This window comes from Staphylococcus sp. URHA0057, from assembly GCF_000620265.1.
In the GTDB taxonomy this organism is placed as follows: Bacteria; Bacillota; Bacilli; order Staphylococcales; family Staphylococcaceae; genus Staphylococcus; species Staphylococcus pasteuri.
Window position 1 is genome coordinate 1 of the sequence record NZ_JHVS01000017.1, and the last position, 15,764, is coordinate 15,764.

General features: G+C 29.6%; 16 protein-coding genes and 1 pseudogene. 5 read left to right on the forward strand and 12 right to left on the reverse strand.

Going from position 1 to position 15,764, the window contains the following annotated elements:
- Nucleotides 1–65: 65 nt before the first annotated feature.
- The gene (locus N524_RS0109035; protein WP_002485951.1) at nt 66–755 is read right to left on the reverse strand and encodes a DUF536 domain-containing protein; all 690 of its coding nucleotides are present in this window, start codon (nt 753–755) and stop codon (nt 66–68) included.
- Between the two features lie 494 nt (nt 756–1,249).
- Here N524_RS0109035 and N524_RS0109040 point away from each other — a divergent pair, with 494 nt between their 5' ends.
- Nucleotides 1,250–2,221 carry a replication initiator protein A gene (locus N524_RS0109040; RefSeq protein ID WP_002485957.1) on the forward strand — a complete coding sequence of 324 codons (972 nt, stop codon included), beginning with the start codon at nt 1,250–1,252 and terminating at the stop codon, nt 2,219–2,221.
- Nucleotides 2,222–2,782: 561 nt separating this feature from the next.
- On the opposite strand, the pseudogene N524_RS0109045 reads toward N524_RS0109040, so the two are convergent.
- The 5 genes and pseudogenes from N524_RS0109045 to N524_RS0109065 form a co-directional block, all read right to left on the reverse strand.
- Nucleotides 2,783–3,199: pseudogene (locus N524_RS0109045) on the reverse strand (VOC family protein).
- A gap of 106 nt (nt 3,200–3,305) precedes the next feature.
- Nucleotides 3,306–3,869, reverse strand: coding sequence for a replication protein (locus N524_RS0109050; RefSeq protein WP_002485953.1), 564 nt, complete (start codon nt 3,867–3,869; stop codon nt 3,306–3,308).
- Between the two features lie 123 nt (nt 3,870–3,992).
- Nucleotides 3,993–4,595, reverse strand: coding sequence for a hypothetical protein (locus N524_RS0109055; protein WP_001233000.1), 603 nt, complete (start codon nt 4,593–4,595; stop codon nt 3,993–3,995).
- Entirely contained in the window at nt 4,595–5,671 is a 1,077-nt protein-coding gene (locus N524_RS0109060; RefSeq protein ID WP_000125496.1) for a hypothetical protein, read from the reverse strand. Before N524_RS0109060 ends, N524_RS0109055 begins: the two co-directional genes overlap by 1 nt.
- Nucleotides 5,671–5,991, reverse strand: a complete 321-nt coding sequence (locus N524_RS0109065) for a hypothetical protein (RefSeq protein ID WP_000701704.1) — start codon at nt 5,989–5,991, stop codon at nt 5,671–5,673. The genes N524_RS0109060 and N524_RS0109065 overlap by 1 nt, the downstream gene beginning before the upstream one ends.
- A 148-nt stretch (nt 5,992–6,139) precedes the next feature.
- On the opposite strand from N524_RS0109065, the gene N524_RS0109070 reads away from it, so the two are divergent.
- From N524_RS0109070 to N524_RS0109080, 3 genes are all read left to right on the forward strand, one after another.
- Nucleotides 6,140–7,339, forward strand: coding sequence for a hypothetical protein (locus tag N524_RS0109070; protein WP_001831368.1), 1,200 nt, complete (start codon nt 6,140–6,142; stop codon nt 7,337–7,339).
- A 41-nt stretch (nt 7,340–7,380) separates the two neighbouring features.
- The gene (locus tag N524_RS0109075; RefSeq protein ID WP_001832799.1) at nt 7,381–8,196 is read left to right on the forward strand and encodes a hypothetical protein; all 816 of its coding nucleotides are present in this window, start codon (nt 7,381–7,383) and stop codon (nt 8,194–8,196) included.
- Nucleotides 8,197–8,814: 618 nt separating this feature from the next.
- Entirely contained in the window at nt 8,815–9,297 is a 483-nt protein-coding gene (locus N524_RS0109080) for a type III toxin-antitoxin system ToxN/AbiQ family toxin (RefSeq protein WP_001831392.1), read from the forward strand.
- A 267-nt stretch (nt 9,298–9,564) separates the two neighbouring features.
- Here N524_RS0109080 and N524_RS0109085 read toward each other — a convergent pair whose 3' ends face one another.
- From N524_RS0109085 to N524_RS0109105, 5 genes are all read right to left on the reverse strand, one after another.
- Nucleotides 9,565–10,092, reverse strand: a complete 528-nt coding sequence (locus N524_RS0109085) for a GNAT family N-acetyltransferase (protein WP_001831394.1) — start codon at nt 10,090–10,092, stop codon at nt 9,565–9,567.
- A gap of 192 nt (nt 10,093–10,284) precedes the next feature.
- Nucleotides 10,285–10,941 carry a hypothetical protein gene (locus N524_RS0109090; RefSeq protein WP_001831384.1) on the reverse strand — a complete coding sequence of 219 codons (657 nt, stop codon included), beginning with the start codon at nt 10,939–10,941 and terminating at the stop codon, nt 10,285–10,287.
- A gap of 63 nt (nt 10,942–11,004) precedes the next feature.
- On the reverse strand, nt 11,005–11,214 hold the full coding sequence (gene copZ, locus N524_RS0109095) for a copper chaperone CopZ (protein ID WP_001831373.1): 210 nt from the start codon (nt 11,212–11,214) through the stop codon (nt 11,005–11,007).
- Between the two features lie 33 nt (nt 11,215–11,247).
- Entirely contained in the window at nt 11,248–13,635 is a 2,388-nt protein-coding gene (locus N524_RS0109100; protein WP_001832797.1) for a heavy metal translocating P-type ATPase, read from the reverse strand.
- A gap of 14 nt (nt 13,636–13,649) precedes the next feature.
- Nucleotides 13,650–13,925: a metal-sensing transcriptional repressor gene (locus tag N524_RS0109105; protein WP_001831396.1), complete on the reverse strand. Its 276-nt coding sequence runs from the start codon at nt 13,923–13,925 to the stop codon at nt 13,650–13,652.
- 174 nt (nt 13,926–14,099) lie between these two features.
- Between N524_RS0109105 and N524_RS0109110 the strand changes: the two genes are divergently transcribed.
- Nucleotides 14,100–14,375, forward strand: coding sequence for a glutaredoxin family protein (locus N524_RS0109110; protein ID WP_001831374.1), 276 nt, complete (start codon nt 14,100–14,102; stop codon nt 14,373–14,375).
- Nucleotides 14,376–14,415: 40 nt separating this feature from the next.
- Here the strand turns inward: N524_RS0109110 and N524_RS0109115 are convergent, their stop codons facing one another.
- Nucleotides 14,416–15,357, reverse strand: a complete 942-nt coding sequence (locus N524_RS0109115) for a cation diffusion facilitator family transporter (protein ID WP_001831389.1) — start codon at nt 15,355–15,357, stop codon at nt 14,416–14,418.
- Nucleotides 15,358–15,764: the final 407 nt, after the last annotated feature.

Here is a 15,764-nt window from a genome sequence, read left to right on the forward strand (position 1 = left end):
AGAAGTACGATCCACATAAAAAGCACGATAAGTTTTTAAACTTATCGTGTCCTTTTTAATTACAGTTAGTTACCAAACAAACGACTCCAAAACCCCTTTTTAGGTGATTCTTCCTCCCTATCATCAGGTTCACTCTTTATTGCTTCTGTTAGTTTAGCATCTTTTAGTAATTCATCTTCTTTTATACTTTTATTCTTATTCTTTTCAGAAATATCTTTATGCTCAGTTTCTGTTGGTTTTTTCTTTTCTTGTTGTTGAGCCCTATTTTGATTTCCCTCAGTAAATACTGCTTCTTGCATATTAACGTTTTGTTTATTATTAGTCTTCTCAATATCAAAAGAATAGTTAAGCTGTCTTTCTTCTTCTAATTGATTTTCTAGTTTTTGAATCTTTTTATTACTTTCCAAAGCTAAAATTTGTTGATTTTCTAAAAGTCTATTAAGAGTATTTATTTGTTCTTTATCTCTATTTGATTGTTCTTTATATATATCTAACTGGTTATATAAATGTTTTATTGTTTCATCTTTTACCAGGTTATTACTATTAGTCTTAACTTCTTCTTTCTTTTCATTTTCAAAATCATTATGTTTATTTTGATTTTTTCTTATTCGGTTTACTACTATAATTTCATCTTCACTTGCTAAATAATTTACATTGTCAACCTTTTGGAATTTCACATTCGCTTTTTTAGCATTATTATAAACAGTCATTTTCGTAACATTCAATTCATCAGCAATCTCTTTCATACTCTTCATATAATGTCCTCCATATAGTTATACACATAACACCTATATCATTATATAGTCTTTATACTTGTTAATACAACATTATATATATATTCAAGTAATCTTATATATATAGTTATACGTAAACACTATATATCTACATTTATATAGGCTTATATAGCCTTTATACTTGTTATATAGGTGTTTATATAGTTCTATACAACTTATTCATATAATGTCATTATACGAAATTCTAACATTCTTTGAAAATGCATAAATACAAATGTATATAAACAATTTAACAAAACTTTCAAAAGTGTTAATATAAGTATATATAAAAGAAACCCGACTACGGGAATAGTCAGGTTTCTTCGGTAATAAAACAAGTGGTTTGTTTGTTTATATAATTGTTATATTCTTATTATATATATTAAGAATTATTAGTGCAAGCCGAACACATATAAACTTACTTATAGCTTATTTATTACCTCTTTTAAAATTCATATGTGAAAGAGGTTTTTTGTATGTCCAACTTTAATATTAAAGAAATTCAAAAAGAAAAGTTTTACCAATTACCCAAAGTATTTTTTACGAATCCTAAGTATACTAATTTATCCAATGATGCAAAAATCACTTGGTCTATACTAAGAGATCGTTTAGATTTATCTATAAGAAATAATTGGATAGATAAGAATGGAGATATATTTTTTATTTACACCAATGAAAAACTTAAATCTATTTTAAATATCAGTAGTCCCAATAAATTATCTAAAATTAAAAAAGAATTAACACAAGCTGATTTATTTAATCAAATACGAGTAGGGTTGAATAAACCTAATAAATTATATATTAAAAAACCAGAAGTAACAGAAGCTGATGTATATTATATTTCACAACAAGAAAACGATATAGAACAACGAGATAACACGGACGTATCATTATCATACGTCCAGAAATATGATAATGATACATCAAGAAATATTAATAACATACGTCATGAAGTATCAAAAGAATACACAAGTGATACTGATCTTAATGAAACTGAATATATAAAGACTGAGAATAATGATACGAATGATTTGAATGATACATCTGACATAGTTTCTAAAAATTATCATTCGAATCATACAAATCATCAACAAACTGAATTTAATAATAATGCTCTAAAATTCCAAGCGCTTGAAGAATTACCTACACAAATCAAGACTTATTTAAGTAATTTTGAAATTAAAGACATCCGTATTATTAAAAGTGTTTTACTCAAAGGGAAAAAGTCATTTAATAATGCACATGATACATATTATCGTTTAGAGGACGTTGAATTTGAACTTGTGAGTGTTTTAAAACGTTTTAAAGCCATGTTGATACAAAAAAATGAAAATGTTGAAGCGATGCAAGGCTATTTAATGCAATCAATTAAAGCTGAACTTGAAGAAATACATGCATTAAATATGCGTCGCCAAAATATACCTAAATACAATATCTTTAATCAATAATTCAAATAAGCTTCTAACAAGTAAAATAATTTTAAAATATTTGATAATGTCAGGTTCTATTTTGAAATTGTTGACATAACTGGATTATTCAAATTTGATTTTATATGTAAATAATATCTAAAAATTCGCCATTCGTTAGAAATAAACAACAAATGTAACGGTTTAAATTTATAAATGATAGGGAGTTCCAATCAAATTAGCGAAACATGAGAAATGGTTTTGAATTATTACGAGTACTATGTATAAAAGATACGAATACATGTATATTAAGTGACATGAGCCAATCAGTTTATATATCACATAAAATACATGTAAAGTACGTAATAAATGTCATATGTATATACTCTTATTTGTCTCGTATTTGTGTTTTAAAGGGCAAAATTAAATGGATAGAAAAAACTATGTGAGATTAGAATTTGCTCTAAATACCCCTTTAAAATGCAAAATAATGATATTTAAAATTCGGAAAAATAAAAAGATCCTAGAGAAATTTCTAGAATCTTTATTTGGCATAATGACTCATAGATATTTATTTTTGTATTATCAATAAAGGTTTATGCCTCAATAATTTTTCGAAGTATGTTTCATTAATTTTTCAAAATCAGTATCGCTAATATTTGATTGAGTAAGTGTGATTTAGTGGCCGTCTGGATCTTTGATTGTCATTTCTTTAGCGTTCCATGGTTGGTCTTCTAATTGAGTTACTATAAATTTTGATGAGATATGTTGTGATTTATCTTCGATATCTTTGACTAAGATATTGAGATATATTGAATTGCCAACTTCAAAATCTGTTTGAACAATTAAGATTAAATCTTGATGTTTTTCTAGTCTTAAATGATTCATAAGCACTTCATTTTTATCATTTCTAAATTTAAAAACACTTTTAAAGCCAAGTGTTTTTTCATACCATTTTTCTGATTTCTCAATGTCTTTAACTAGGACTTTGTTAAACATAGGCATTTGGTAAAACTCTATCGTTTTCACCTCTTTTTATTAATTGTAATGTATTACGCTGCGTTAATGTCAAGAAAGAGTAAGCTGAGAAACAGGTTTCTTCTCGTCTTGATACATGATATCCATTTTAATTAAACATGTGACGCCTTGAATCCAAATATTTTGCGAAAAAATATGTTCGCTGAATAATCAAATGTAAATAGGATGGATGGTGTTGCCGCGCATACATCACTAGACTTTGAAATTCTGTAAAATCTTGGTTCTCAATAATATCAATAATCTTATTAAATATTTCGGACTGACCTTGATCTAATAAAAATTGATTTAAGTCAAAACCACAACCACTTTCAATATCGTTGATGTCATAAGGGGTTTTATCTGTATTAGACGCATGAATAAAATAATCAAACATGCCCTTAGGGGACATAATTATTTCAATATGACTAGGTGTATTTAAGTGTTGTTGAAGTAATTCAGAGACTTGGGAATAACTTTTTAAAGAATCAAAAAACAAAGCTCCATGTTTATGTGACTTCTTAATTTCTCCTGTCGAGTGATCAATATCTTGATTATGCCACGGACTTAAAATATAGGGGATATGCATTTGTTCCAAAATATCTCGGTAGTTAGATGGCGAGCTCTCTTCATATATTAAGAAAGCCCACTTATTTGAACGTTTATCTTTTGACATCATCAACATCCTTTCTGTGATTATTGATTAATGATGCCATGGGGGTCGTAGTAACCCCATGGCACTGTTAAGATACACATGCGCTTGTGTTTATCACTTCGTGTACCACAACGCATGTGTATCTTAACGTTTGTGGCCTGCAAACCATAGATAACGATGATGACGTTGAGGTTTTGAAAAGTAATAATTCGGGTGCATATGTGTAATTTCTTCATGAATTTGAGGTTCAATCTTTTTTAATATATCGTGAGCTTGCTGTTTCCGGGGAATTTTAATTGCCACACGGACTTCATTTTGACGAACATCAACGAGCGATTTTCCAACCATTTTATTAAAGTATTGCTGGACAGAATTTGTTTTACTTTTGCCGTTATTTTGCCAATCCTGAGTCGTGTCTGTGTCAACATCTTGTTTAAGATAATGTCGTAAAACCATTGTGTGATAAACAGATTTGATATGATTCGTGAGTTGATCTTTCAATAAACGAATCATTAAATCGATAACTATTAACATCAATGCTAAGACTAATAAGTAAAATGTAAGTTGATATACACCATTTGAAATGATTGTGATATAGTGTGTGACGTTTCGCGTATCGATAATATCAATTTGAGACACAATAAAGTTTAATAGGACAAAGAGTTTACTAACCATAACTGTCAAAATAGCGAACAGGAACAAGTAAATGATAATATCATACACACGCATGAAATAGGTTTTCCTCATCACAATACACCTGCTTTCGTATAGTAAGTCGGACATAACAAGGGTAAGACTTGATAGGGAGATTCACTATCAATCACTTGGATTAGACCTGTCCCTTTACCAATGGGTATCACAATACCTTCTGGATCTAAATCGGGGAATAAAAATTGTGTGGTTTTTTTATTAATATTACCGATTTGAATCAGCACATTGAGTTGTTCTCTAACGGAAACCGGGATGGTTTGATGATCAAATCGTTGAGACACCAGTAATAAATGAACTTTGGTGGCACGACCTAATAAAGCAATTTGAGATAGTAATGAAAAGAACGCGTCTTTAATGGTCTTATTCACACCTTCAGCTAAAGCGAGCACTTCATCAATCACAATGGTTAGGTGATCAAATTGATAGTCTGGATCGTCATAAAGAATGGTTTGTCGTTGTTGAATAACTTGAAGGCAATGACTTAAGTTTTCATTAATTTCAGATAAAAAATCAGACTTAGATCGATTTTGATGAGGGTGAATCACAGTAATATCATGAATACGTGCCCAACGGCTCGGTGTATCAAACTTAGGGTCAACAATAATGAGTTCTGATATCGGTTTTAATACACTTAGTAAGTACGTCAGCATATAAGATTTACCACTGCCTGAATTACCTGCGATCGCTATAGATGTAATGTTTTGATAGTTTAAAGTTAATTGTTTCATGATCGGAATTTGTTGATTCGTTAGAGACGACGTAAAACGATCTAAATCAGAAATCACTAAGCGTTCTGATATCCCTTGTTGCCATGGGAAAAACAAAGCGCGTTGCGTATGAATATCGTCGGTATCCATAGGTACGAAATACGCAGAATTCTGTTTTAACAATGTGAATTTGGGATATAAAGCTGCACTCGCAATGAGAAATATTTTTTGATATAAGTCATCGTCCACAATATAGCCTGCAGGCAGGCGAGGAAGAAAGTAAAAACCTTCTTCCGTGACCTTGCAGGTGAAACTATTGGTATAACTGGTTTCGCCTTGCATCATGGATCCTAGTGCCATATTTAAGCTTTGTAGGAGATATTGTTCGAGCTCTTTGGCTGTCATTATTTAACCTCCTTCAGATCTGAAGCTTTGAAGTAAACATCATAACGGACTTCACAAGCTTCTAAATGATCAAAAGTAATGACGCTCATATAATTAGGTAATGTCACTTCATTTTCGAATTTAACTGTGAAGGGCGGTAAGCCTTCTTGAACAAACCAGGCTTTATACGCAATAATTTCTCCGGTAGGCTGATTATTCTCAAAACGCTGTTGCGGATAAAGTTCTGTACTTAAGCTATAAATGGGTTTTTTATTATCAATATAATTGGAAGCTATTTCAGTTGAATAGCCACCTTTTTTGAAATTAGATTGAATTTTCATGTGAAACATCCTTTCTATCCTATTGATGCGCATCGTTTAGGAAATATAAATAGAATTAATCAAAGATATCTGTGATTGATTAAATTTTCGCAAATGAAGTGATAAAATAATAGGTGAAAAAATTTATTCGGTTTTTGGAGGTAATAGCGTGATTATCATTAATAACAAAGGAATCAATGACTTAGATTTTAATTATTGGATGAATAATCAATTAACTGATGACAATATCGAAGAAATTTTAGAGGGGTCTGATTTAAGTATGGAACAAGAAATTTTTAAAAGTAATTATAAAAAATTCTTGGAGATAGATGGCAAAAAGGAAAGATGGTATTCTCTGGAAGAAGCTGCGTATATTATTAATGGGAATTATTTTTCAATTTATGAGGAAGATAGCAAAAAGCGAAGTGTCACAACAGACTATGTAAAAAATAAAAGTAATGATATCTTAAATAATATAGAAAATGGAACAAACCAAAATTGGAATAAATATCATTACCCACAAAAAAGGAAGTTTGCATTCAAAAAAGTAAAGTATGTTAATGAAGATATGATCGATGAAATATTAAGAGATGATGTAACAAAACCTGAAAAAATAAAACGAGGTAATATATCAATCGAAGAGTTGCTACCTAATCAAAATAGAATAGCAAAATATATTAGACAGAATGAGAATATACATAATAAAAGTATAATGATAGATTACCTAAATCAATTAAGTGATACACTGGCAAAATCATTAGACGACGTACGTTATTTTTCAAATAAACTATCATTATTTAAATCTGTTATTAAAGATTCTAGAGAAATAGCACAAAATATACATAGGGATCACGATATAGATAATAAAGAAAAATATGAACTTCTGAAAAAAGAATATAGTAATTTTTTAGAAAACTGTATACGTTTTTCTAATGAATATTTAGATATACTAGATATCAAAAATATTTTTAATATTTTTGATACTAAGAAAATTGTTTTAAATCTGTCTTATTATACGAAAATGTGGGAGGTTCCTGATATTAATAATGAACAACCGATAAATAATAATTTACAAAAGTTTGTTGATTTGAAAAAGAAGAAGTATTTAAATAATGTACATTGGAGTAAAAATAAGATACTTAAACAATTAAATGAAATTGAAGTTAAACCCGTTACTTTAAAAGATGGTACTAGTGAAACAGAACGCGTGGCAGAGTGGATGTATAGAAATAAAACAAAAGTTGTTTATGAAATTATAAATAAAGAATTTGATGATGTTTATGATTTACTTAACGGTATGTTGAAGTCTGAATACACAGAACTTATGGGCTATATGAGAATATGGCATAACTTAAGCAAAAATTTATAAGTCTTAGTAACCTGTTATACACTTTAATTGGAGGAGTTAACGTGTATTTCAAAAATATGGATTTCTTGATTGACCTATACAAGAATTTTAACGAAGTAGGGATTTTTGCAGTAATATATATTATATATGCGCTTATTCAAATTCTAAGTCAAAATATTTTATATAAAAGACAAAAGATGGAAAGAGTAAAAACACTGATAATCAATATAATTTTATACATATTTATAACACTAGTAGCATTAATGTACTTGTTAGCAATGATTTTTTATTCACTCAGTGCATATCCTAAAGAAGAAGTGATTAAATATATAACAGATTGGGATAAAATTAGTTTGCCAGCTATATTACTTGTTCTTTATTCGTTATTATTCCCTATTTTTATATTTCCATTTGTAGGAAAACGACGTAGAAAAAACTATTTTGCAGAAAATGTAAATAATTGTATTATTGAAAGAGAAATTATAGATAGAGTGAGTATTAATGGTAGAGATAAATTAATTCTAAAAGATGCCTTAGGATATCAGACAGAAAAAGATATAACAGGAATAAAGGATTTAAAAATTAGTACATCTCAAAAAAAATCTTGGTTAACGTTAGAAGACATTAAAATAGCTACGATGAGTCTAAGAGATAAACAATTACTGTTAAAAATGATTATAGGTTTAATAATATTTGGGGTCCCTACAGGGTATTTTGTGTGGAACTTCATCAGTGTCGTTGATGATTGGGATAGAATAATGCACGCAAATGATATATTTATGTATATGGGTCTTTTCACGTTACCATTAATGGTAACAGTTGAGTTATATGTAGTTGCATTTATTATTACCAAAAATTTATTTAAAAAGAAAAAATGATAACAAATTTAGATTAAGAGAAAATAACTTATCAAAGGTCGTATATTAGAACATGATATATATAGTTCGCCTATCTATCAAGAATCAATCTAGTCGCAGAGAGGGATCATTACTTTGCTAATCATTTTCGTTAATTGGACTATAACATTGGTTGGTGGAGAAATGTAAAAGACTATTATTATTGATTTTGTAGGATTTTTTTGGTTAATAAGTCTTTTCTTATACTATCAACAATACGGTAATTAGCTTGTCAAAGGATTTTACTCTTTCCAATCAATTGTGGATTTGTATCGGTGTAGAAAGTATTTTGTACCAAGCGTCTACCTGCTTTATTTCTAATGAAAAATCAGTTAGTAAATCTTTAATCATTTTTCTCTTAGAAAACCAATTTGAACGGTTCTGAGAAATATAATATAAAGATAAAAAATTGACATATGATTTATACAGTGCTAAAATTTAAAATGTATATAGGAGAGGTCTTGCCACAAGTAGACATTGAAAAAATAGAGAGTCCATGCTAAAAGTTGGAATTGAAAAAATGGAGAGGTCTTGCCACAAGTAGACATTGAAAAGCGACCAAATATTTGGTCGCTTTATTTTTATACTGTAGGAGAAATTATGAAATTATACTATGTTGATGAAGATTATATTAATGAATTAAGAAATGTAGATGAGAGAGTATTATTAAATAAATCCACTCGTCCTTATTTAGGAGTTGTATTATCTATTAATGATCTTAATTATTTTGTCCCCTTAAGTTCCCCTAAAGAAAATAAAAAACTAAATAATCAACTATCAATAAAATTGTTTGAGGTTAATAATATTCAAAATAGATTAGGATATCTATTATTTTTAAATATGATACCTGTTCCTGATAAATATCTTTCTAAAATAGATATGCAATACATAAAGGAGCAAGATTTAGAATATTATAACTTATTAACTAACCAATTAATTTTTATTAGGCAAGAAAATCAAAGAATCGTAAATAAAGCCCAAAAAGTATATAAAAATGCTGTGATAAAAAAAGTTTCATTTTTTGAATCAATGTGTGTAGATTATTTAGCATTGGAAAGATATGTGAAAGATTTAAAACAGTAAAAAAGATAATTCTGTCAATAATTCCCCTCAACATACTCAGAAGAATTTTAGTGTAAAGTCTTTGTAATTGTCTATCTTAGTTAATTAGATGTTTACTATTATTTCTATATTAATATATAGCTAAAATTAATAAAATAGAAGTCATTAGCTGAATTACTTATGAATCAAAATAAATTTTATATACAAAATGTCATTTTTGAGTACGCTCTAAATAAACAAAAATAGTCCTCTTATTAAAATAAGAGGACTATTTTTGTTTAAAATTATTCAAGACCATTCGCTTTCTAACATACTCATTTGCCATAAATTATAATATTCTCCATTTAATTTTCTAAAGTCTCTTTTTTCTCCTTCTTTTATAAATCCAATCTTTTTGTAACTTTTAATAGCTGATTTATTAAAGGCAAAAACACCTAATTCAATTCTGTGTAGTCCCAAATCTTCAAAAGCCTTTTTCAATAATTTCTTTATTATTTTAGGGCCTAATCCTTGGCCACGCATTTGCGGATCACCTACTAAAACTTTACTTAACGTGGCGGAACAATTTTTAAAATCTATATTATTTAAAGCAATATGACCTATAATTTTTTTTGAATTATTTTCTTCAATGATAACTTTATAAATTATTTTACTAGAATTTTCTTTATTTGTGTCTTTAATATATTCCTTTAATTGTTCTTCATCTAGGGGATAATTAAAATCTGTACCTGCCCATTTGACTAAAAGTTCAGGAGAGTTTATCCAGTTTATTAATAAATCAAAATCTTTCTCCTCAAAATATTCAAACTTAATCAATAAATTACTCCTTAAATAATAGGTTATTAACTATAAAAATTCAGTGAATGTTGCAATATAAACAACCACTACAATTTTTTGATACTTTCTTCATCAACTTTCTATCTTAAATTTTCGATTTTTTATAAAGCGTTTTGTATTATCTAAATAACTCTTTACAATTTACTGATTTTTAAGCTTTTGCTAATAGATTTATGCAACTTTAATATTATAAGTAAATCTATGCACTTCATCATTAAATTTAAATTCTGCCCAAATTTTATACATCCCTTTTTTAGGAAAATGAGCATAAAAGGTTGTAGAATCAGGTGATTCTGGGTGAACATGAATATAATCAGTTAATTGCTCATCAAATATAATCACATGTCCTAAAGCTCCTAAATAAGGTTGGGGAGTTAATTCTGTATTGAAAGTTAAAGGGACATGTTCATCTTCTTTAGCACTTATAGAATTTAAAGTTACATGAACTCCTTTGTTAACTTTTACCCAATTTTTATCAGAATTTAAAGATGTTGTAGAGGTTATTTTATCTCCAATTTGCAGTTCAATAGGATGAACGGAATACACATGGTTTTTTGGTGTAACATCAACAAAAGCCTGGTAAGTTCCTGGCTCTAATTGTTGGTTAATTATAAATAAACCTTCATGCTTTTTTTGAGGGTGTAGGTGGTAATATTTCTCCATGTCATTAGATACTAAAACGAAATGCATTTCTTTTTCATGCATAGTATCTAATAATGGGGCATTATTAAATTCATCTTCTAACGTAATTTCTATATTACCATCTCTATATACAACATTTGCTTTAATTTCGGGTTTGTTTGAATGATATTCATGATTATGATTCATATTTTTATCCTCCTTAATTTTTAATAAGGGCATATCATTAAACGATATGCCCAACTATTTAAATTATTTAATTACATCGTAACCTTGATCTTCAATAGCTTCTTTAAAGTCGTTGAAAGCTACTTGATTTTCATCAAATTCAACTTCCACATTCCCATTCGCCAAGCTTACTTCTGAAGATGTTACACCATCTAATCCATTTAATGCTTTTTCAATTGAATGCTTGCAATGGTCACAGCTCATACCTTCTACATTAATAACTTCGTTAGTCAATGTTGTCACCTCCTTTCAAGAAATATAAGATTCTTATAATTTCATACGTTTTAGACGTAAAGCGTTTGTGACAACACTTACAGAACTTAAAGCCATTGCTGCTCCCGCAACCCAAGGTGCTAGCAGACCAATTGCTGCTATAGGGATACCTGCAACATTGTAACCAAACGCCCAAAATAGATTTTGGCGAATATTACGAATTGTAGATTTACTTGCTTTTATTGCTTTTGGAATTAATAAAAGGTCTCCTCCTAAAATAGTTATATCAGCAGCTTCGATTGCAACTTCTGTACCTGTACCAATGGCAATACCAATATCTGCTTTAACTAGTGCTGGAGCATCATTGACACCATCTCCAACCATAGCTACTTTTTTACCTTCAGATTGAATTTCTGCTACTTTAGAAGCTTTTTCTTCTGGTAAAACCTCTGCAATAATCGTGTCTATACCAACTTGTTTTGCTATTGCTTGTGCGGTACGTTTGTTATCACCAGTTAACATAGCAACTTCAATACCTAATTCATGAAGTTTTTGAATAGCTTGTTGGGCAGTATCTTTAACTGTATCAGCTACAGCGACAACCCCTCTCAATTCGTTATCTACGCTTATAAGCATTGCAGTTTTTCCTTCTTTTTCAAATTGAGCGAGATTTGTTTCAGCTTCATTAGTTTGGATTCCTTTTTCACTCATTAGTTTTCGATTTCCGACAAAAAGTTCTTTACCATCAATTGTTGCATTTATACCGCGCCCTGGTATAGCTTCAAAATGGTCTACTTCTAAAAATTCTAATGATTTTTCTTTAGCATAACTTACGATAGCTTCAGCTAGTGGGTGTTCAGAACCTTTTTCTGCACTAGCTAACAATTGTAATGTTTGATCATCTCCACTAAAATCAGTGACTTCAGGTGTGCCATTTGTTATAGTGCCAGTTTTATCTAAAACAACTGTATTAATAGCGTGTGTACCTTCAATGTGTTCTCCACCTTTAAATAGAATGCCATTTTCAGCAGCTTTTCCGGTACCCACCATTATAGAAGTAGGCGTAGCTAAGCCTAACGCACAAGGACAAGCGATAACTAATACTGCTATTGCAGCAACTAAGGCTGGTTCAAATTGTCCCGGCTGAACTAATGAAATCCATATAATAAATGTGAAAATCGCGATACCTACAACGATAGGTACAAAATATCCAGAAATAATATCTGCTAGTCTTTGTATTGGCGCTTTAGAACCTTGCGCTTCTTCGACAACTTTAACAATGGAGGCAAGAGCTGTATCTTTACCAACTTTTGTTGCTTCAACAGTAATTGCTCCATTTTTATTCATTGTTGATCCTATAACATTATCATTTTGCATTTTTTCAACAGGAATAGATTCACCTGTCAACATTGACTCGTCAATTGAAGTCATACCTTTAATTATTTTGCCATCTACTGGTATTTTTTCTCCTGGTTTGATAACTAAATAGTCTCCTTCTTTTACCTCACTTAAAGGAACCATAGTCTCTTCACCGTTGCGTAATATACGTGCTTCTTTAGCTTGTAAATTCAACAATTTACTTAACGCATTTGTTGTTTGTGTTTTAGCACGTGCTTCTAAATACTTTCCGAAAAGAATTAAAGTAATTAATACAGCACTTGTTTCAAAATATAGGTGTGGCTCATAATTTGTATTAATTAACCACTTAATCGATTCATAAATACTATAAAAGAAGGCTGCGCTTGTACCTAAAGCGACAAGAACATCCATATTTGCTGACCCATTACGAAGGTTTTTATAAGCGCCTACATAAAATTGCCAACCAATAACAAATTGAACAGGCGTTGCTAATACAAATTGGAACCACGGGTTCATAAATATATGTGGTATTTGAATACCAAATAAATGAACGAACATTGTCATTAACAATGGAGCTGCTAAAACAGCTGAAACAACTAATTTAATTAACTGTCGTTTTAATTGTTTTTCTTTTTGGGAACTTTTTTCTGATGCTTCTTTTTTAGGTTGTGCCTCATACCCTAGGTTTTTAATACGTTGTTGAAATTCATCTACAGACGTCATATCAGGGTTGTATTCTACAGTAGCACTTTCTGTGGTTAAATTAACTGTAGCCTTATTTACACCTGAGATTCGATTTAAAACTTTTTCGATTTTATTCGAACAAGCTGCACACGTCATTCCCATTACATCGAGATCCACTTTTTCGGTTAAAACTCCATAACCTGTTTTTTGAATTGTATTTGCAATATCTTCTAATGATGTAACATTGGGGTTATATTCAATTGTAGCTTTCTCTGTAGAAGGATTTACATTAGCGTTAACTTCATCTAATTTATTTAGATTTTTTTCTACTTTATTCGAGCAAGCTGCACATGTCATGCCTGTGATACCTAATGAGGTTTTTTTAATATTTTCACTCAATTATTTCTTTCCTCCTATTTTGAAAATTGTTTTAATACAACCATCAATTCTTTGATACTTTCTTCTCCGTTGCCATTTTTAATACCTTCACTTACACAATTAGATATATGGTCTTCAGTTACTATAAAACCCACTTGTTTTAGGGCTGATTGTATTGCTGTTATTTGTACTAGTACATCTATACAATATCTATCTTCTGCTATCATTGATTGTAAACCGCGCATTTGTCCTTCTAATCTTTTGAGTCTATTGAGCAATGCGTCATTGTTTTTAACAGTAGTAGTGTTCAATTTCACCCCTCCTCATATACCCTAACGGGGTATCTCTTGTTGGAATCTATATTATACCCCTAGTAGGTATAAGTCAATACAAAAGTTTCATATAAAAAATTAATATTTATAGTTTGTTTTAAGAGGTACACTTGTATAAAATGTATGCTAAAACTTATATTAGGAGAGATATATTTGGATAAAAATATACAACTTGAGCTTTACACAAGACCTACATGCTCTGATTGCCAAGAATCAAAAAGGTATTTAAACTCTCAAGAGATTAGTTATAGTCATAAAGATGTAAGTCAAAATTTGGACTTAGAAGAAGAAATGAAAAAAATATCAGGCAACCGAATTGTTCCCTTATTTGTTTTTTATAAAAAAATTTTTTGGGGTAAAAAAAAGTTGTTTAAATATTACGTGGGATTTGAAAATAACAAAAAAGATATATTAAATATATTGGAATAATTAAATAAACAGCCATTATTAAAAAATAATGGCTGTTTATTTAATGATGATGTTGACTGTCTTCTTCTTTCACGATACAAAACAATTTTTCACTATGATTATTGTTAGAAGTTTCAGTCTGTATTGTGACATGTTGAATATTTTGATGATTGAGTTCATGTTCTATACGTTTAAGTAAAAACTCATTTTCAGTAATGGTCATTGTATCTTCTACAACAATATGACAAGATAACGCGTTTAATCCGCTAGTTACTGACCAAACATGAAAGTCATGAATATTTTTAACTTCTTTGAATTTTTTAATAGTTTTAATAATGTCTTTTGTATTTATATTGCTTGGTGCTCCCTCCATTAATACATGAAGACTTGATTTTGTTACATAAAAGCCGCTACGTAGTACTAAAATTGCTACAATCACACTTGCTAAAGGATCCGCCCACCCCCATCTAAAAAATATAATGAGAAGGGCTGCTATAACTGCACCTATAGATCCAAGCATGTCGCTTATTACATGCAAATATGCTCCACGCATATTTAAGTTTTCTTCTACATCGCTCCCGCGCAGCATTATCCAAGCCACAATAATATTAATAAACAAGCCTACCAAGGCGATAATTAACATGCCTGTAGAAGCTACCTCAGGGGGGTTTTTAAATCTCTCAATAGCTTCATAAAAAATATAGATAGCTATTAACATCAAAGTAATACCATTAAGTACAGCTGCTAGTATTTCAAACCTTTTGTAGCCAAAAGTTTTATTTGTATTAGCTTGCTTCGCTCCTAAAGTAAATGCAATTAAAGCAATACCTAAAGAAATAGAATCACTTAACATATGACCAGCATCTGAAATTAACGCAAGACTGTTAGTAAAGAAACCACCTAACCCTTCTACAATCATGTAACTTGTAATAATAATAAAACTAATTAATAAAGTCTTTTTGTTCGCGCCATGTGTATGATTATGATTGTGATCGTTTTCCATTTAATCCCTCCTCTTTTTAATGATGAAAAATATTTTCTATAATTTGAATTTTTGTTTTTATAACTATAGAGTTAAAAAATATAAAATTTCAATTAATGTTTTGTTACTCGAAGAAAATCATACTAACTTATGAATATATGCTCATATATTCATAAGTTAGTATGATTTTTATCCTTTGTCAATATAGAAATGCTTTGTATTTTGTATATTAAATAAAAACCCTACTTTGCTTTGGACAGTAGTGGGATTTTTGCATATGATAAACCACACTTCACTTGCTAAATATGGTTCTGTTGCAAAGTAAAAAATATAGCTAATCACTAATATATCATGTCAGTGTTCGTTTAACTTGCTAGCATGATGCTAATTTCGTGGCATGGGGAAAATCCGTAGATCTGAAGAGACCT